This is a genomic window from Gemmatimonadaceae bacterium, from assembly GCA_019637355.1.
Classification (GTDB): Bacteria; Gemmatimonadota; Gemmatimonadetes; order Gemmatimonadales; family Gemmatimonadaceae; genus Pseudogemmatithrix.
The window spans coordinates 2,760,690-2,777,863 of sequence record JAHBVT010000001.1 but is presented as its reverse complement, the minus strand read 5'-3'; the positions used below and the strand labels follow the sequence as shown (position 1 = coordinate 2,777,863).

Genomic DNA, 17,174 nt, shown 5'->3' with positions numbered 1-17,174 from the left:
CCGAGCGCAAGGGGGTCCGATAACTTTAGGGTATGGTCCAATCTACGCAGGATGCGCGCGCCGCCGTCGCGGTCGCGGTGAAAGCATATCGGCACGATGGAGATATCGCCAAGTTGCTCGCCGCGCTTGACGCGGTGTGTGCCGCGACGGCCTCCACCGCGGTGCTGGTCGCGGCGGTGGAGCCATACCGCGAGCTGCACGAGGTGGCCGGCCCGGTTTACGAGCGGGTGGTCGAGCGCGACCCCGAGAACGCCGAGGCCCTGGTCGCCCTCGCCAACGCCTACTGGCTGACGGGCCGTGGGCCGGATGTGGTCGGGGAGATTGCCGGCCGTGCATTGGCGGCCGATCCGCAGAATCGCGCCGCCTGGCACCTTTGGGCGCTCACCGAGTCGTCAGCGCGCGGGCGGATGACTCGCTGGCAGCAGGTGGCCACGCGCTTCCCGGAGGACAAGCTGGCCCACGCCGCGATGGCCGACAATGCCGCCAGCGTCGCCAGCGCCGAGAACGATCCGGTCGCGCTGAAGCTCGCCATCGGCACCTACGAGTTGTTGATGGCTACCGCCACCGATGCCCGCGAGAAGGACGCGTTGGCGTCGGCGCTGGCGACGCTGAAGAACTGGCGCGCCTAACCGACGCGCGGCAGCGGCGTGGCACGGCGCACCGGCGCCATCGCCCGCATCGCCTCGAGGAACAGCGGGATCTCGAAGGGCTTCTGCATCCCACGGCAGCCGGTCTCGGCGATGATCATCTCGGCTGTTTCATCGATATAGCCGGAGAGGAAGAGCACGCGGGTCGTGAGCCAGGGCTGGCGCGCCGTGGCAGCGTAGTAGAAGGCATCGCCGCGCATCCCGGGCAGCCGCAGGTCCAGGACCATCGCGTCGAAGCGTTCGTCGAGCAACTGCATCGCGTCCGTGCCCGAGAGGGCCGTCACGACGCTGAAGCCATCGCGCGTGAGGATGGTCGAGATGACCCGCGCCACGGCGGGGTCATCTTCCACCACCAGCAGGTGGCCGCGAGTCTCAGTCGTCGGCATCGTCAGGGGCACGCGCGGCACCCGGCGGCGGCACCAGCCGCTCGACGAGCATCGACACGAAGTCCTCAGGCGTGATGCGGTCCCGTGCCCGCGCGGTCGTCATCCCGCAGGCCCAGCGCATCGTCTTCGTGAGGTGATGCGGGCTCGAGAAGCGCAGGTGTGCGGCGACATCCTCGATCGCGTAGTCGCTCTCGCGCAGGAAGGCGTAGGCCCGCAGCACGCGTGCGGCGGCGATAATTTCGCGCGGGGAGGCGAGGCCAGCGCGCTCGCACTCGCGATAGATCGTCCGCCGCGAGACGTTGGCCGCGGCGGCGAGGTCGGGCACGCCCTTGAACGCCGCGGGGGTGTGGATCACGCGCTCGATCGCCCGTGACACTTCGGGTGGCGTCTCGCGCAACTGCGGCTGAATGCGTCGCTGCAGGTCTTCGGCGAGCTTCACCCCGGGCTGGCGCTCGAGGATCCGCCGCAGGTGCCGCGGGTCGTCGTCCACGCCGTAAAGCACGAGCTGTTCGAGTCCTTCGCGGCCCAGTTCCACCAGCGGTCGCAGCGTCTGTGCCGCCAGGACGGAGTACACGACGAAGGGCACCGAGCGGTACGAGGCCCGGAGCGAGCGAATGGCTTCGGTGCGGGCCTCGCCGCCGGAGGCGAACTGCGGGTCCACGACGAACACATCGACTGGTTGGCGCCGCACGATGCTGTTGGCGTGATCCCAGTCGAGTGCGACGTGCAGATGATGCGAATCGCCCACGGCACCGCGAAGGCGCGCGAGTTTTTGCGGTTCCACACAAGCTGCGACGTTCATTGAGCCTCCCAGAAGACCGCGCCACTAGCAGTGTGGCACAAAATAGCTATTTTTTGGCACAAAATGACAGGTACATAACCGCGTTAAGTGGATAGCTTCGAGTCAGTCGTCCACGCATACACTCACTCGGAGCTACCAAATGCGCGCCATCCGTATTGCCGTCCTCGCCCTGCTCGCCGCCGCTGCCGTCTCGTCCACCGCCTGCACGAACCCGATGGGTCCGAAGCCGGCTGGTGATACCGTCGCGAGCAGCGGCGTTTGATCTGATATGCGCAGGGGACCTCGCCTAGGCGAGAGCTCCCGCACGCACCATCGCCTCGACGGTCTCCGCCACATCTGCGGGTGCAGCCGTCGGGGTGATTGGTTGAAGCGAAGTCTCCTGATCAAGTCGCCGTTCGAGCGCATCAAGTTCGAACGTGACTTGGTGTAGCCCGGCGCGCTCCGCGATGTCGCGGGAGCGCGCCAGGGCCGCACGCGCCTCCGTCATCCGGCCGAAACGCGCAAGACCACGCGCCGCGTCGCGGAAGAAATCCGCCGCCATTCGCCCGGACAGCGGGAGCTGTTCAATGCTACGGCGAAGCTGCTCAAAGCGTGTCTCGCTGCCCTCGCGCACGGCGAGATCCATCAAGTTCACCTGCGCGTTCCATCGCAGTTCCTGCGTACGCGCACGCTCTGCGATCAAGCCAAGCGCCGCACGCGCGGTGTCGAAGGCGCCCGCGTAGCCAAGGAAGTTGCCGAGGTCCGTGAGCACGCGCTCCCGATCGTCTTCGCGCGTCATCCGGCGCAGCGCATCGTGCGCGAGGCGCACCGCCGTCGGAATCTCGTTCCGCAAGCGCGCCACGGCCGCGAGTTCGTGCAGGGCCACCGCGTGCAGGCGATGGTCGCCCAGCGAATCCGCCTCCGCCGCGATCGCCTCGAGTTGCTCCTGCGCTTCCGGCAGGTTGCCGCGGCCCCAAGTCACCTTGGCTTCACCGATCCGCGCCAAGAGCACGCGTCCACGGTCGCGCGTCCGTCCGGCCAGCAGGCCGGCCTGCGAGTAGCCCCGTTCCGCCATCTCGAAGTTCGCCACCATCCGGAAGCAGAAGCCCTGCTTCATCCACGCATCGTATGCCAGGTCGAAGTGCGCCTGCGCATCCACGTGCTTGGCCACCGCCCGGAACACGTCGGCCGCCAAGGCAAAGGATGAGCGGTTCTCCAAGATGCTCGCGTACGCGAACAGGCGCGGGAGCACCGGCTGCACGTCGGCGTCCTGCATCATCGCCATCGCGTCGACGATGCGCGTCAGCGTCACCCGCGTCTCGGCGTCGGCGTCCACGCCATCGATCGCCACGCGAGTGGCCTGCAGCGCCGTGGCGTCCGGCTGCATCACCAGGCTGCCTTCCGTCGCCCACTCGTCCACGAGGCGAAGCGTGAGAAGGCCGGCGAACAGCTTGCGATAGCTCGGGGAACCCTCGTCCGAGATCGCCATCGCCTCAAGGAAGGCGAGATGGCGCAGCGTTGGCTTGGGTCCCTTGGGTCGTCGAATTGGCATAGAGTCTCAGGATTCGGTTACCGCAACCTGCGCATCCGTGCCAACCGCCGCAAGTAGCGTGTCACCGCGTGACACGGGCGGGCTGGGCTATCGCGAGCCGCCGACCGGTCGTCGGCCTGCGCTCACATAGCGCGCCCCTGGGCGGTCCAGCTGCTCCAACACACGCTCCAACTCCTCGCCGAACACTTGGACTCTCGGAATGCGCATCGGGTCAAACTGCGGGTCCTTGGGGCTGCGCGATGGGCCGCCGGCCACCATCAGGACGGCGTCCATCTCGTAGGTCACCACCCGCCCGGTCCGCGGATCGGGCCAACGCCCCGAGCGAAGCAGGCTGCGGTCTTCCGGCCACTCGCCGAGCGGGAGTGCGAAGGTGCGCATCCGGTAGCCGCTGACGGCAGAGTCCACCGCCAACTGCGCCCGCGCAATTTGCTCCTGCGCAAACGCACTCGAGGCGCGGGCGAGATTCACGTGGTACAACGTATGGTTGCAGACCTCGTGACCCTGCTCGATGAGGTAGCGCAGCTTCCGATGCCGCCACTCGCTGCGCTGGCCCTGGATGTTCCGCTCGCCAAAGAGCGCGTGCCCCTCGCTCGCGGCGGTGAGCACGCAGAAGACGCCGCGGCCCTTCCACTCCGGATGGCGCGCCGCGAACGCGTCCCAGATGCCGACCGCCGAGCGCGGGTCCACACGGAGTTGGCCGTTCTCCTCGATGTAGCGAAACTGGCCAGGCGAGGCGTCATCGAAGGTGATCACCACCGGCGAGAGTCCTGCCGGGAGGTCGATGTCGCCGCTCACGAGCTGCCGCACGGTGATGGGCCGGTAGCCACGTGCGTGCAGCAACTCGAGGTCGCGGGCAAAGCGCTCCCACGAGCGGGCCCAACGGCCCTCCCTCTCGCCGATCAGATGGTACTCGAGCACGGGGATGCGGCCCATTTCATTCGGCTCGCGGGGCGCTGCGGCAGCGGACGACTGCGCCTCAGCCGAGTGGACTGCGGCTACGAAGCCTAGGCTGGCGAGTGCAAGTCGCGTGATGCGCATCACGTGAAAGCTACTGCCCCCGCCAAGCGACGCTCGCCCCGCTGCACGCCGCATTACGAAGTGATGAACTCGCGGAACCTGCGGAACACGTGGTGACGCCCCGTGGTTCTAGCGGGTAGATAGAGCAACAGCTAGCGAGGCATTCACCAAGTGGAGTGGCGATGGACGTGATGGTGCAGTGGGATCAGACGACCGACGAAGGCCCGGCCTTCGCTCGCGTGAGTGCGGTGGCGTCGGCGGAGACGCTGGAATCCCGCACCCGAGACGTCGTGACCCTCTATGGAGAGCCGACGCCGGAGTCGCTCGCCCTCGCCCTCGCCGCCACGGTGGAAGCCCGCAAGGCCGGCGACGGCGCGGCCTTCGCCTCCGGCGACCTGCGACTGTCCACCAGCGACGGTGCCACCGGAGCGACGGAGTTTCAGGACCTCAAGACGGGTGAGATCATCCGCCGCGAGCTGGCGATTCCGCTGACAGTGCTGAAGGAGACCGCCGAGGAGATCCTGCGCGACGGCGGCCAGGGCATTCGGCGCTTGCTGGCCGGCCTGCTGATGCCCGAGTGGCCCGAGGGCACGCGCCGGGCGCTGGGCTACCAGTTTGCGGCCGCGCCCGCGAGCCGGACGTCAGATCCCCTCGCCGCGCTGCGCGAGGCCGACGCCGAGAACTTCACCGACGAAGACTGAGTCTGCGCCGATGTAGGACCGACGGGCGCCCCGCACGCGGGCGCCCGTTTTCGTTTCCTCCGATTGCGCTGCGGCATTCCCTCACACGGGGCCTCCGTTACACCCGATTGCAGGTCGCCGCCCAGGGTGCGAAGATGGATTCCCCTGATGCGCCCGCCGCGTGGCGGGAGGAGGGCTGTCCGATGCGGGAATACCACAGTGCGCAGATTCGGAACGTAGCGGTCGTGGGACACGGCGCGAGCGGGAAGACCTCACTGGTCGACGCGCTCGCATTTGTTTCCGGCAGCTCCCGACGACACGGCTCCGTGAAGGACGGCACCGCCCTCACCGACGCCTCCCCAGAAGAAGCCCAGCGGGGCTACTCCATCTCGCTGGGCTGCGCCCACGCCGAGTGGCGGGACGCGAAGATCAACCTGCTCGACACGCCGGGCTACGCCGACTTCGCCGGCGACGCCATCGCCGGCTTGGTGGCCGCCGACGGCGCGTTGGTGACCATCGGAGCCACCAGCGGCGTGGAGGTCGGGACCCAGCGGATGTTCCGCGAGGCCATCCGCCGCAAGGATCCGGTGCTCTTCGTCGTCACGATGATGGACAAGGAGCACGCGGACTTCGACGCCGCCTACGAGGACATCAAGGAGCGACTCACCGCCAAGGTCGTTCCGGTGGAAATCCCGATTGGCGCCGGGTCCGACTTCCGCGGCATCATCAACCTCTTCACGAAGAAGGCACACACGTTCCGGCCCGGCACCAAGGCCGACGAGTACGAAGAAGGCCCCATCCCCGACTCCGAGCGGGCGCGCTTCGAGCGTTACCACGCCGAGATGGTCGAGGCCATCGCCGCCACGGACGACGCCCTGCTCGAGCGCTTCTTCTCCGGCGAAGAGATCCCCGGTGACGACGAGATGCGCGCGATGAAAGAGGCGATGAAGCGCGCCGAGCTCTTCCCGCTGCTCTGCTGCTCGTCACAGCTCACCCACGGTGTGCGCACCGTGCTCGACTTCCTCGTGCAGCTGATGCCCAGCGCCTACGAGATGGAGGAGCAGCACGGGCTCCGCGGCGCCGAGGGCGACCACCTCGTGGAGGTGCACCCCCGCGACGACGCGCCGTTCACGGCACTGGTGTTCAAGACGACGGCCGAGCCGCACGTCGGCGAGGTGAGCTACTTCCGCACCTTCAGCGGTGTCGTCAAGAACGGCGACGAAGTGTTCAACGCCACACGCTCGGCGCCGGAGAAGCTCTCGCACCTCGCCGTCCCGCAGGGCAAGGAGCGGCTCGAGGTGCCGCGACTCTATCCCGGCGACATCGGTTGCGTCGCCAAGCTGCGGGGCACGCACACCAACGACACGCTGTCCACCAAGGAGCATCCGGTGCGGATGCCGCCGATCCCCTTCCCGGATCCGCTGGTCTCCTTCGCGATCGAGGCCGCCGCACGCGCCGACGAGGAGAAGCTGCAGCTCGGCCTGCACCGTCTGCACGACGAGGACCCGACGATTCAGACGCACTACGAAGCCGAGACGCACGAGACGATCATCGAGGGAATGGGCGAGCGGCATCTCGAGGTGGCGCTGGCGCGGCTCGAGCGGCAGTTCGGCGCCAAGGCCACGCTGCGTCCGCCGCGCGTCCCCTATCGCGAGACCTTGCTGGGCCGAGCCGAAGGCCAAGGGCGGCACAAGAAGCAGACCGGCGGCAAGGGCCAGTTCGGCGACTGCTGGATTCGCATCAAGCCGGCACCGCGCGGCAACGGGTATCGCTTCGTGGATTCGATCAGCGGTGGCGTCATCCCGCGGCAGTACATTCCGGCCGTGGACAAGGGCGTGCAGGAAGCCGCCGAACGCGGCGTGCTGGCGGGCTATCCGGTGGTGGACGTCGAGGTCGAGGTGTTCGACGGCTCGTACCACTCGGTGGATTCCAACGAGGCCAGCTTCCGGATGGCCGGCATCCTCGCGTTCAAGACCATCGCGCCCAAGGCGCGGCCGGTGCTACTCGAGCCGCTGATGCAGGTGGAGGTCGAGACGCCCGACGCCTACCTCGGTGACGTGCTGGGCGACTTGAGCGGACGACGCGGACACATCCTCGGTACCGAACCGACCGAGGACGGCAGCGGGTCGCGGGTGAAGGCGGTGGTGCCGATGGCGGAGCTCCATCTCTACGCCACGCGGCTGCAGAGCCTCACGCACGGGCACGGCGCGGTGCGGTACCGGATGCACGGCTACGAGCAGGCGCCGGCGGAGGTGGTGCAGAAGGTGGTGAAGGAGCAGGCCTAGATCTTGTGGTACGCAATCCGCGCTGACTCGGCGCGGTCCGCCGCCGTGTAGACCTCGAAGTCGTTGAAGAAGCTCGGCGCTTCCTGCTGCAGCGTGCGCAGCACGGCCAGTGCCATCCGCCGGATCTCGAACTCTGCGCCCTCGGCCGAGCGCAGCTCGAGCATCGTGCGCCAGGCGCGCACGTTCCCGGTGACGACGATCTTGGTCTCGGTGCTGTTGGGCAGCACGCCGCGGGCGGCCTCGCGGGCCATCTTGCGGCGGTGGACCTTGTCGTCCACCCACTGGTAGCGCGTCATCAGCTTATCGACGAGTGCGACGTACGTGGCCTGCGCGCTCTCGATCTGCGCCTTCCAGGCTTCGACCAAGGCGTCGTCGCCGATGATGGCTGGCGGGATCACGAAGGCGGCGTCGGATTCATCCACGTAGCGCTGCGAGAGCTGCGAGTACGCGAAGCCCGCGCGGTGGCGCACCAGCTCGTGCGTGAGCGAGCGCGAGACGCCCTCGAGCAGCAGCGAGTAGTTGGCGTGCTCGAACACCGAGCCGTGCCCCTGCTTCTTGATGTTCTCCAGGTACTCCTGCGTGGTGCGTGAGGCCGGGTTCTTCTGGCTCATATAGCAGAGCCGTCCGGCGAACTCCGCCAGCTTCTCGCCGTCGGAGCTTTCACCGATCCAGTTGACGGGCAGGTGATCGGGCGGGCTGAACACGGGGCGAGCCAGCACGGTGACGCGGGGGGCGGTGAAGAAGTGGGGCATTTATCGGGACGGATGACGGATGACGGACGCTTGTTGGGAGCGAATCTACGTTGGCGGCGGTGTGGGCATCCGTCCTCCGTCATCCGTCCCGCCATCAAACTTATCGCCCGCGCGAAAGCAGGTCTAATCTGAACTTCCCCCAGCCCTTGGTCTTGACGACCTCATCGAGCGCGGCGCGGGCGGCCGGTGGCAGGGCGGGGAGGGCGGGGTCGTACTTGATGTCCTCGAGCGGTTTGGCGCCCGGCGCAGGGACGATGACGCCGGGGTTGAGGATGCCAGCCGGGTCGAAGGCCTGTTTGGTCGCCGCAAAGGCATCTCGGGCCTCGGGGCTCCAGACGGTGTCGTGCAGCGCCGCGCGCAGGCGGCCGTCGCCGTGCTCGCCGGCCAAGGTGCCACCGAGCGAGGCGACGAGCACGGTGACGTCGGTGATCAACTGCTCCATCCGCGCGCGCCAGTCGGCGTCGCGGACGTCGATCAGCGGGTTCACGTGCGCGTGGCCGTCGCCGGCGTGGCCGAAGATGACGCCGCGCACCCGGGCTTCCTGCAGCGCGTGCCGCACGCCGCGCACGTACGCGGCGAAGCGCGCGGGCGGCACACAGGCATCCTCGATGAACTGCATACTCTGCACACGCGGCGCGAGGCGATTGAGGATGGGGCTGGCGGCGTGCCGTAGTTGCCACAGCCGCGTCTCTTCGTGCGGATCGCGGGCTTCCTCCACGAACGTCGCGCCCCCGGCCTCGCACCAGCCGGCCATCTCGCGCAACGCCCCGGCAGCGTTGTAATGAGTGTCCGCCTCGACCTCGACAATCAGCACCGCATCGAGGCCCGCCGGTAGCGCGACGGGCAGCGGATCGCCGGCACTGGCGGCGATCTCGAGGAAGCTGCGGTCGAGCATCTCGACGGCGCTGGCGCCCCGCTCGGCGAGCTTCACGGCGGCAGCCGCTGCGCCCTCGAGGTCGGGGAAGCCGGCGAGCAGTCCGGCCGTGCCGCCCGGCAGCGGCGCGAGGCGCAACTCGACGCCGACGATGATCGCCAACGTGCCCTCCGAGCCGATGAGCACGTCGACGAGGTCGCCGCTCTGCAACCAGTCGGCGAGGCCATAGCCCGAAGATTCCTTGCGTACGCCGGCGTGACGCAGCGTCGCGGGGTCGAGCGCGCGCAGGGCGGGGCCGGCCTCGTAGAGGAAGCGTCCGATCGGCCCGATGTCGTCCGGCGGATCCTCGCCGCGGCGCACCCAGGCGCGCGCGCCGTTGGCGAACACGCAGTCGAGTGCGGTGACCCAAGCGCGCATCGCGCCGTACTTCACGCTGCGCGCGCCGGCGGCGTTGGTGGCGCACATCCCGCCGATGGAGGCGAAGGCGCCACTGGAGGGATCGACGGGGAAGATCAGCGCCTGCTTCAGCGCTTCGCGCTCCACGCGGTTGCGCGTCACCGCCGGGCCGACGACGACTCGGCGGGTGTCGGAATCGATGGGGCCGAAGGTGTCGAGCCGGTAGAGATCCACGATGACGCCAGAGCCCACCGCGCCGTTGGCCATCGAGCTGCCGGCGCCGCGCGCCGTCAGCGGCGTGCCCGTCTCGACGGCCCACTGCACCAAGGTGACGACGTCCTCGGCGTCCTGCGGCACGGCCACGGCGCGCGGGAGGATGCGGGCGATGCCCGCGGCCTCCGAGTACACGGCGCGGGCGTCGTCGTCGCTGCGGAAGATGCCGCGGAAGCCCGGTGGGGCGGTGAGCGGCAGGGCCGCTGCAGCTGCGCTAGGCACCGACCGCGGCGAGCGTGAAGGGTCGCGCCTTCACGCGACGGACGAGCCGGCGCAGCGCGCCGTTGCTCAGCAGCGAGAGCAATCCCACGACCATCAGGTTCTTCACTTCGCGGCGCGAGATCTTCACCTGGCCGCCCGGCGTCAGCATCGCACGCGAGCCCGAGAGGTCGCGCAGCGTGGCGTAGGCAAAGAGCAGCGGCAACACGCAGAACGCGCGGATGGCCACCGCCCGCCGCGGGATCAACGTGATGTACTCCAGTGCATCGTCGAGGTCGCTGCGCGCCAGCTCGATGAAACGCCGCACCGCCGCGTGGTTGTGCTCCAGGTGCCCTGGCGAGAGCAGCGTCTCGTGCGAGCTGCCTTGGGCCTGCAGGTCCTGCGCCGGGATGTAGATGGAGTTCTCGTGCTGCGCGTCGTGCGCGATGTCCTTGAGGATGTTCACCGTCTGCAGCGCCTCGCCGAAGGCCTGGCACTTCACCCACAGCCGCTCGAACTCGCGCTTGCCCACCGCCGGGGCGTGCAGGTGCCAGAGTTCGGTGAGCATACAGCCCACGGTGCCGGCCACGTAGTAGCAGTACTCCTTGTACTCGGCGGCCGTCTGGATGCGGATGCCGCGCGGATAGTTGCGCACGAACTTGGCCATCCCCACGCCCATCTCACGCACCCAGTGCGCGACGCGCTCCTGCGTGCGCGCGGGCAGCGCGCGAAAGCCCACGAGCACGAGATCCGTGTGCTTCACGAGCTCCAGGTGCGCGGGGTCGCCCTGCAGGCGCGCGGCCCTGGCCGGGAATGCGTCCGCCACCGAGGGATCGACGAGCGTGCGCAGGAACTCATCGAGCAGCGCCGCGCGCTCGTCCGGCGGCGTGCTGTTGTCGTCCTCGATGGTGTCGGCGATGCGGCAGAGGAGGTAGGCCGTGAGCACCGCGCGGCCGAGGTCCCCAGGCAGGAAGCGGATGCTGATGGCGAACGTGCGCGAGACCTCCGGCAAGATGCGCTTGCCGAACGTCTCTGCCGCCCGGATGCGCTCCAGGGAGTCCGCTGCTGGGATGTACGGTTCGGTCCCGCTCATTACAGGGAAAATAGCTTCCCCTTGGATGCCTCGCCGAACTCCAGCCGGTCGAGGATCTGCTCCAGCGCCAACTGGGTGAAGTGCGCGTCGCGTCGATAGTTACTGCGCGCCGTGACGGCGGCCAGCGCCGTGATCCCCGCGCCGACCGCCAGCGCCACCGGCAACCAGGCGTTGAGCGCGATGCCCACGGCCGACAAGCCCGCGCCGCTGACCAAGCCGATGCCCGCCGCCTGCGCCCCGCCGCTGCGCCGCTGGCGCAGCGACGCCTCAAGGCGCACGTGGACGCGCCCGGCATCGGCGACCACGGCCGTGGCACTGACGTCGTCAGCCCGCGCCAGCGGGAAGCCGCGGCCGTCGAGGCGCGTCAGCGCACGGATGGCGCCGGCGAAGCCGCCGCGCGGACCCCAGACCACGCGATCCGGGAAGCGCCGCAACTCACGCAAGTTCTCTTCGCTCTCCATCACGCGATGCAGCTTCGTCAGCACCTCGCGCGAATCGCCGGCGACCACGCGCGTGGCCACGAAGGTCGCCGGGCCGGCCAGCGCCGCGAGCCAGCCGCGCTCCTCTGGCAGGACCACGCGCATCCGCTCTTCGAGCAGCGCCTGCTTCAGCGCCGAGGCACTGAGCCCCACCTCCGCGCCCAACGCCACGAGCTCCGCTTCGGTGAGCGTCTCGGGGACTTCCGTGCTCGCCGCCTGCAACTCGGCGGCGCGTTGCAGCACGCGCTCGAGCGCGGCGCGGTGCAACACTGGCGGGGTGGGGTCCGCCATCAGATGCCTTGCGACGAAAGACGGATCTGTCGTCGCATTTCGTCCACCATCGCGTCCGGCATCGGGAATGCCTCTGCGAGTGCGGCCAGCGCATCGCCGTCGGGCACGGGCTTGCCGGCCTGGGCGAGATACCAGCGGGCGTATCGCTCGCCGGCGCCCGGAACGGCGTGCTCCACCAGCAGCGCGCCACCGCGCACGAGGCCGTGCGAGAGATAGGTGTTGCCGAGTCCCTGGCGCTGCTGGGCGGGGGTGAGGTTGTCGTCCACCGCTACCTTGGCCATCGCACCGGCGGCCTCGTGCGCGAAGGTGAAGAGCAGCACCTCGGCCGAGTCCGGCGATGGCGGGAAGGCGATGGCGAACTGGTTGGTACGGGCGCCGGCCGCGAGCGCGCGACCTTCGCCACCGAGCGTGAACGTCAAGATGAGGTCGCCGGAGGTCTGCCGCGTGTAGCCGAGGAAGCGCTGGAGGGCGGGGCGCCACGTGGAGTGCCAGAGCGAGTCGGCGGTCGCGAGCGCGGCTTCGCGCGCGCGGAACTCCTCCAGCCACCAGGCCCGGTAGAAGCCATCGTACTCCGCCTGCACGGCATCCACGAACTTCCGGACCCAGGTGCGGTCCTCGGCGCGCGGGAAGGTCTGGCTGAGGAAGTACACGATGCCCTGCACGTCGCGGTTGTTCGCGCGGCGCGGGTCGCCCTCGGCGCGGAGGAAGAACTCGAAGGCCTGCTTCATCTCCTGCCAGTTCTCGAAGTACAGCGGCAGGAACTGCGCGTTGAGGAGGTGCTTCGCCGTGACCGGGTCGGTGAGCAGGGCGCTGCGCTGTTGGTCGAAGCCCGTGTACACGCCGCGTGAGTTCTTGAGGATCGTCATCCGCTCGGCGTAGCCGCGCGCGAAGATCGGGACGCTGGCCGTGTCCTCCTGCAGTAAGGCGAAGGCGTGCAGCCAGAGGTCCACGTGCTCGCGCGTCTTCACCGGCCACTGCTGGGTCGGTGCCGCCAGCGCCTGGCCGCGCGTGCGTTGTGCGTCCGCCGGCGCGGCAGCGACGGCCAGCGCGGCGAGGGCGAATGTCAGGCGGCGGATCGGCCGCAGGTGACGCAGAACTTCCATTCGGATTCCATCTCGGCGCTGCATCCGGGACAACGCCGGATGCGCAGGTTGAGGCCGCAGTGCGGGCAGTACTTGAGCGTGCGGTCGTCAGGGAGGTCGCGCGAGCAGTACGGGCAGACGCTCGCCGGTGATTCGGTTGTTGGTACCCCGGGATCCGGCGCAGGGGCCACAGGCGGCACGATGTCAGTCGCCACCGGCGTCGGCGGCCGGAGGTCGATGGCCGTGTCACCCGCGAGCACTTCCTGGATGCGCGCGGTGGCCAGGCGCACCTTGGCCGAGTGGTACGAACGCAGGACCATCAGGTCCGGATTCGATGTGGTCAGCTCGCTCTTGAGGTCGTCCTGCAGCAGGTCGTCGGCAAAGACGAAGCCGCCTTCGCCGGCGAGCAGGCGCATCATCGCGTGCAGGTAGTCGTCGTTGGTGTCGAGCAGGCCGTCGCGGCGTGCGGCGCGGTAAGGCACCAGCGTGTCGAGGATCTCCCCGACCTCGAGGGGGCGGGCGAGCGCGTCGGCCTGCTGGGCGGCGAGCACCAAGCGGCGGAAGAGGGCGGCGAGCGCGTCGGCGGGCATTCAGGGCACCTGCGGCAAAGATGCCGACGCCTTGAAGGCCTCGCCATCGGGAAACGGCGCGACGGCGCCGACCTTGCCGCGATACCCGGCCAGCCACGCGTCAAAGCCGCTGTCGATGGCGCCACCTGACTGCGTCTGGTCCGCCGCCGCCCGCGTGGCGAGGTGGTTGGCGTATTCGTTCTGCGGGTGTCCGTCGTGGCCGCGTACCCAACGCCAGGCCACCGCGTGCGCCGCGGCGGCGCGGAGCGCATCGTGCCACAGCGCGAGGTTCTCGATTGGGCCCGTCTTGCGCTTCCAGCCGGCGCGCGCCCATCCGTGCACCCACTGCGTCATCCCGTCCACGATGTAGCGTGAGTCGGTGGTGAACTGCACGCGGAAACGCTGGTCCTTGGTGCCGAGCGTGCGGAAGGTCTCGATGACCGAGCGCAGCGCCATTCTGTTGTTGGTCGTGCCCGGTTCGCTCACCCAGAGGTCGCGGCGTGCGATGCGGCCGTCGGGATGGCGATACTCGATCAGCACGCCGGCACCGCCGGGGTTGGCGCCCTCCTTGCCGTTACCGAGGCAGGATTCGTCGGCATACACCGCGACCAGTGGCCAGGCCGCGCTCACTTCACGACCTCGAGCGCGTCGGCTTCGTCGAGGTACAGCGTGAGGGAGGCGCCGGTGCTCGGGTGCCGCGCGATGATGGCCTCGCGGCCCTTGATGAGCGTGAGGCGTTCGGGGATCACGAGGTACTCCGTGCCACGGCGCATCACCATCACGCGCTGTTGCTTGGTGACGGCGCGCTCGAGCGCATCGTACTGCTTGACGCTCAGCTGCCCCACGCGACCCCCTTGGGTCCGCACCAGTCCACGACGAAGCGCGTGAGCACGTCGGTGGCGATGCGAATCTCATCTACGGGTACGTACTCTTCGGCGGCGTGGGCGAGGCCGATGTCGCCCGGGCCGTAGCAGATGGCCGGGATGCCTGCCGCCGTGAACAGCGCCGCGTCCGTCCAGCAGGAGAGCCCTTCGATAGGCGACGCATTGCCCGTCGAGTCTGCCGCGGCGGCGAGGCCCGTCACCAGCGGGTGATCGACGGGTACGTCGTTCGGCTGTTGGATCAACCCAGGCGTGACGGTGGCGTGGAAGTCCGGCGTGCGTGCGGCGACGCGGGCGATGGCGGCTTCGATCTCGCGCGTGAACTGCGCGCCGTCTTCACCCGGCAACGTGCGACGCTCGAGCCCCACCGTGCACCACTCGGGATACGCGCTGAGCGAGCCGTCGCTGGCGATGGGCCCGGCGTGGAAGGAGGCGCGGCCGAGCAACGGGTGCGTGATGCCGGGCAGCACGTCGCGTTGAACGGCGTCCAACTCGGCGAGCAGCAGCGCGGCGTGCGTGACCGCGTCGATGCCGATGTCGTAGCGCGAGCCGTGGGCGGCGCGGCCCTGCACACGCACGTCCGCCCAGGCGAAGCCGCGGTGCGCGGGGCAGATGGCCAAGCGCGTGGGTTCGGTGACGATGGCGGCGTGTGCCGTGACGCCTGCCTCCAGCAACGCGCGCGTGCCGATGCTGGCCCACTCTTCGTCGGCCACGGCGGCGATGACGACTTCGCCTCCCAGTCCCGTGGCGGCCGCGCGCAGCGCGGCCGCACACATCGCGGCGACGCCGGCTTTCATATCTGCCGAGCCGCGGCCGTAGAGGCGGCCGTCGCGCTCCTCGGCGCCGAAGGGCTCGTGTGTCATTCCCGCGACGCCGACGGTGTCGAGGTGGCCGTTGAGGATCAGCGAGCGTCCACCGTGTCCGCCGCCGATGCGTGCGAGCACGTTGGGGCGGCCCGGTGCCGCTTCGAGGATGTCGACGGCGAAACCCCACGCGCGCAGCGTGGCGGCGAGGATCTCGGCCGCGACGCCTTCGCCCGGTGCGTCAGGGGCGAAGGCCGGATTGCGGGAATCGCAGGCGATGAGCGCCCGCGCGAGGGCGAGGGCATCGCCGGGCGGTGCGCTCACGTCACGCCGCACGGGAGCCCCCGGCGGTCACTTCTTCGCGGCGGGCTTCTTGGCGGCCGGCTTCTTGGCTGCCGGAGCCTTCTTTGCAGCGGGCGCCTTCTTCGCGGCCGGCTTCGCTGCAGGCTTGGCGGCGGGCTTCGCCGAGGCGATGCCCTTGGGCGCGGGCAGCTTGCCCTTGTTCTTCTTCATCCAAGCGGCTTCGGCCTCGTGCAGGAGCTTGTCGGCTTCTTCCTGCGTCATCTGGCCGCGGCGGACCATAAACTGGATGAGGTCGCGCGACGACTCGATCGAGAAGGCGACGAGCCCGGCGGCGGCGCCGATGACATCCTTCATCGCGGCGGCCATCTTGCTTCCGGCCTCCAGCGAGATCTCGTGGGCCTTCGCCGCCATTTCGGCGACGGTGTCGCGAACGTCTTGGCCGCGGTGGCCGGGGCTGCGCTTCGGGGGAACTGGCTTGTCGGCGGGGGCGTCAGCCGGCTTCGCGGAATCGGGCATTTGAATGAGCTCAGGTGCGAGGTACTGCGCGAGATGAACGGCGGCAAGTATATGATTTTTCGGCGTATACGCAAGTGACTGCGCTGTAGGAATTTAGGCCATTTCTCACTCTGTACGGCCGACCAAGTAGCTCTCTCATAGCGACATCATCAGAACAATATGACGACACTTCCGCTTGCCGGAGTGAAAATACTCGATCTTTCGCGAGTTCTCGCCGGACCGCTTGCCAGTATGATTCTGGCCGATCTGGGCGCAGACGTAATCAAGATTGAACGTCCGGGCAGCGGCGACGAGACGCGCGGCTGGGGACCGCCCTTCGATGACCGCGGTGAGAGCGCTTACTTCCTGGCCGTCAATCGCAACAAGATGTCCGTCGCCGCAGACCTCACCCGTCCCGCCGATCGGGCGCTCCTCGAGCGGCTGATCGCCGAGGCGGACGTGGTGCTCGAGAACTTCCGGCCCGGCACGCTGGAGCGCCACGGACTCGGCCCTGCCGCGATGCTCGCGGCGCATCCTCGGCTCGTCTGGTGCACCATCACGGGCTTCGGCCTGCACAGCCCGCGCCCAGGCTACGACTACGTGGTGCAGGCTGAGAGCGGTTGGATGGCCATCACCGGCGAGGCGGACGGCGCGCCGATGAAGGTCGGCGTGGCGCTCGCGGACGTACTCGCGGGCAAGGACGCGGCTATCGCAATCCTCGCCGCGCTGGCGGGTGGGCGCCGTGGTGAGCGCCATCTGGCCGTCTCCCTGCTGCACTCGGCGACGGCGGCGCTGGTGAACGTCGCGCAGAACGCGTTGGTGACCGGCCGCGAGGCGAAGCGCTGGGGGAACGCACACCCGAATCTCGTGCCGTATCAGTGCTTCGATGCCGCCGACCGGCCGCTCGTCATCGCGGTCGGCAGCGACCCGCAGTGGCTCGCCTGTGCGCAGGCGTTGGAGCTCGCGGACCTCGCGGCCGATCCGGAGTTGGCGACGAACGCGGGCCGACTGGCGCGGCGTGAGGCCGTGGTCGCGGCCATCGCGCAGGCCGTCGCGACCCGCCCGGCGGCGGAGTGGATGCGTGTGCTCGAGGCGGCAGGGGTGCCCTGCGGCGTGGTGAAGCCCGTGCTGGAAGCCCTGCGCGAGGTAGATGCTTCACCGATCACGGGTGTGGCCCCGCAGGCGCCGGGTACCGTGCGCCGTGCGCCGCCGCGGCTCGACGAACACGGCACGCTAGTGCGCGCGAAGGGCTGGGCCTCGTTCGCCGTGACCGCGCTGTGACCCGGGCCACGGTCGCTTCGTCCTTGCTGTGCGACGGCCTTGGAGTCGAGTGGCTG

Annotated in this window: 18 protein-coding genes; 4 read left to right on the top strand and 14 right to left on the bottom strand. The window is 69.2% G+C overall.

Annotated elements, in window-relative coordinates:
- Positions 1-32: 32 nt before the first annotated feature.
- Positions 33-629 carry a hypothetical protein gene (locus KF689_12675; protein ID MBX3134228.1) on the top strand — a complete coding sequence of 199 codons (597 nt, stop codon included), beginning with the start codon at positions 33-35 and terminating at the stop codon, positions 627-629.
- Here the strand turns inward: KF689_12675 and KF689_12670 are convergent.
- The 4 genes from KF689_12670 to KF689_12655 form a co-directional block, all read right to left on the bottom strand.
- Positions 626-1,033, bottom strand: coding sequence for a response regulator transcription factor (locus KF689_12670; GenBank protein MBX3134227.1), 408 nt, complete (start codon positions 1,031-1,033; stop codon positions 626-628). The genes KF689_12675 and KF689_12670 overlap by 4 nt on opposite strands.
- Positions 1,020-1,835: a helix-turn-helix domain-containing protein gene (locus tag KF689_12665; GenBank protein MBX3134226.1), complete on the bottom strand. Its 816-nt coding sequence runs from the start codon at positions 1,833-1,835 to the stop codon at positions 1,020-1,022. The genes KF689_12670 and KF689_12665 overlap by 14 nt, the downstream gene beginning before the upstream one ends.
- A 286-nt stretch (positions 1,836-2,121) precedes the next feature.
- The gene (locus KF689_12660; GenBank protein ID MBX3134225.1) at positions 2,122-3,366 is read right to left on the bottom strand and encodes a hypothetical protein; all 1,245 of its coding nucleotides are present in this window, start codon (positions 3,364-3,366) and stop codon (positions 2,122-2,124) included.
- Positions 3,367-3,453: 87 nt separating this feature from the next.
- Positions 3,454-4,404: a polysaccharide deacetylase family protein gene (locus KF689_12655; GenBank protein MBX3134224.1), complete on the bottom strand. Its 951-nt coding sequence runs from the start codon at positions 4,402-4,404 to the stop codon at positions 3,454-3,456.
- Between the two features lie 161 nt (positions 4,405-4,565).
- Between KF689_12655 and KF689_12650 the strand changes: the two genes are divergently transcribed.
- Positions 4,566-5,084, top strand: a complete 519-nt coding sequence (locus KF689_12650) for a hypothetical protein (GenBank protein ID MBX3134223.1) — start codon at positions 4,566-4,568, stop codon at positions 5,082-5,084.
- Positions 5,085-5,266: 182 nt separating this feature from the next.
- The gene (locus KF689_12645) at positions 5,267-7,348 is read left to right on the top strand and encodes an elongation factor G (GenBank protein ID MBX3134222.1); all 2,082 of its coding nucleotides are present in this window, start codon (positions 5,267-5,269) and stop codon (positions 7,346-7,348) included.
- Here KF689_12645 and thyX read toward each other — a convergent pair.
- The 10 genes from thyX to KF689_12595 form a co-directional block, all read right to left on the bottom strand.
- Positions 7,345-8,100: an FAD-dependent thymidylate synthase gene (thyX, locus tag KF689_12640; protein MBX3134221.1), complete on the bottom strand. Its 756-nt coding sequence runs from the start codon at positions 8,098-8,100 to the stop codon at positions 7,345-7,347. The two genes, KF689_12645 and thyX, sit on opposite strands and share 4 nt — an antisense overlap.
- Positions 8,101-8,200: 100 nt before the next feature.
- Positions 8,201-9,865: an FAD-binding oxidoreductase gene (locus KF689_12635; GenBank protein ID MBX3134220.1), complete on the bottom strand. Its 1,665-nt coding sequence runs from the start codon at positions 9,863-9,865 to the stop codon at positions 8,201-8,203.
- Complete coding sequence (locus tag KF689_12630) at positions 9,858-10,934, bottom strand: phytoene/squalene synthase family protein (protein MBX3134219.1); 1,077 nt, start codon at positions 10,932-10,934, stop codon at positions 9,858-9,860. Before KF689_12630 ends, KF689_12635 begins: the two co-directional genes overlap by 8 nt.
- The gene (locus KF689_12625) at positions 10,934-11,704 is read right to left on the bottom strand and encodes a hypothetical protein (GenBank protein ID MBX3134218.1); all 771 of its coding nucleotides are present in this window, start codon (positions 11,702-11,704) and stop codon (positions 10,934-10,936) included. The genes KF689_12630 and KF689_12625 overlap by 1 nt, the downstream gene beginning before the upstream one ends.
- Entirely contained in the window at positions 11,704-12,807 is a 1,104-nt protein-coding gene (locus tag KF689_12620) for a hypothetical protein (GenBank protein ID MBX3134217.1), read from the bottom strand. Before KF689_12620 ends, KF689_12625 begins: the two co-directional genes overlap by 1 nt.
- Positions 12,768-13,376 carry a zinc ribbon domain-containing protein gene (locus KF689_12615; protein MBX3134216.1) on the bottom strand — a complete coding sequence of 203 codons (609 nt, stop codon included), beginning with the start codon at positions 13,374-13,376 and terminating at the stop codon, positions 12,768-12,770. Before KF689_12615 ends, KF689_12620 begins: the two co-directional genes overlap by 40 nt.
- Complete coding sequence (locus KF689_12610) at positions 13,377-13,985, bottom strand: ribonuclease HI (protein ID MBX3134215.1); 609 nt, start codon at positions 13,983-13,985, stop codon at positions 13,377-13,379.
- Positions 13,982-14,200, bottom strand: coding sequence for a hypothetical protein (locus KF689_12605; GenBank protein MBX3134214.1), 219 nt, complete (start codon positions 14,198-14,200; stop codon positions 13,982-13,984). The genes KF689_12610 and KF689_12605 overlap by 4 nt, the downstream gene beginning before the upstream one ends.
- A complete protein-coding gene (locus tag KF689_12600; GenBank protein ID MBX3134213.1) occupies positions 14,188-15,363 on the bottom strand; it encodes an ArgE/DapE family deacylase in 1,176 nt (391 codons plus the stop codon). The genes KF689_12605 and KF689_12600 overlap by 13 nt, the downstream gene beginning before the upstream one ends.
- A 27-nt stretch (positions 15,364-15,390) precedes the next feature.
- The gene (locus KF689_12595; GenBank protein ID MBX3134212.1) at positions 15,391-15,858 is read right to left on the bottom strand and encodes a hypothetical protein; all 468 of its coding nucleotides are present in this window, start codon (positions 15,856-15,858) and stop codon (positions 15,391-15,393) included.
- 183 nt (positions 15,859-16,041) lie between these two features.
- On the opposite strand from KF689_12595, the gene KF689_12590 reads away from it, so the two are divergent.
- Positions 16,042-17,118, top strand: coding sequence for a CoA transferase (locus tag KF689_12590; GenBank protein ID MBX3134211.1), 1,077 nt, complete (start codon positions 16,042-16,044; stop codon positions 17,116-17,118).
- Positions 17,119-17,174 lie beyond the last annotated feature (56 nt).

What these genes read in the sequence shown, in the direction of transcription:
- KF689_12655 (MBX3134224.1), bottom strand. Translation starts at nt 4,404, where the DNA reads ATGCGCATCACGCGACTTGCACTCGCCAGCCTAGGCTTCGTAGCCGCA.
- KF689_12625 (MBX3134218.1), bottom strand. Translation starts at nt 11,704, where the DNA reads ATGGCGGACCCCACCCCGCCAGTGTTGCACCGCGCCGCGCTCGAGCGC.
- KF689_12615 (MBX3134216.1), bottom strand. Translation starts at nt 13,376, where the DNA reads ATGCCCGCCGACGCGCTCGCCGCCCTCTTCCGCCGCTTGGTGCTCGCC.
- KF689_12665 (MBX3134226.1), bottom strand. Translation starts at nt 1,835, where the DNA reads ATGAACGTCGCAGCTTGTGTGGAACCGCAAAAACTCGCGCGCCTTCGC.
- thyX (MBX3134221.1), bottom strand. Translation starts at nt 8,100, where the DNA reads ATGCCCCACTTCTTCACCGCCCCCCGCGTCACCGTGCTGGCTCGCCCC.
- KF689_12650 (MBX3134223.1), top strand. Translation starts at nt 4,566, where the DNA reads ATGGACGTGATGGTGCAGTGGGATCAGACGACCGACGAAGGCCCGGCC.
- KF689_12675 (MBX3134228.1), top strand. Translation starts at nt 33, where the DNA reads ATGGTCCAATCTACGCAGGATGCGCGCGCCGCCGTCGCGGTCGCGGTG.
- KF689_12660 (MBX3134225.1), bottom strand. Translation starts at nt 3,366, where the DNA reads ATGCCAATTCGACGACCCAAGGGACCCAAGCCAACGCTGCGCCATCTC.
- KF689_12620 (MBX3134217.1), bottom strand. Translation starts at nt 12,807, where the DNA reads ATGGAAGTTCTGCGTCACCTGCGGCCGATCCGCCGCCTGACATTCGCC.
- KF689_12670 (MBX3134227.1), bottom strand. Translation starts at nt 1,033, where the DNA reads ATGCCGACGACTGAGACTCGCGGCCACCTGCTGGTGGTGGAAGATGAC.
- KF689_12595 (MBX3134212.1), bottom strand. Translation starts at nt 15,858, where the DNA reads ATGCCCGATTCCGCGAAGCCGGCTGACGCCCCCGCCGACAAGCCAGTT.
- KF689_12645 (MBX3134222.1), top strand. Translation starts at nt 5,267, where the DNA reads ATGCGGGAATACCACAGTGCGCAGATTCGGAACGTAGCGGTCGTGGGA.
- KF689_12630 (MBX3134219.1), bottom strand. Translation starts at nt 10,934, where the DNA reads ATGAGCGGGACCGAACCGTACATCCCAGCAGCGGACTCCCTGGAGCGC.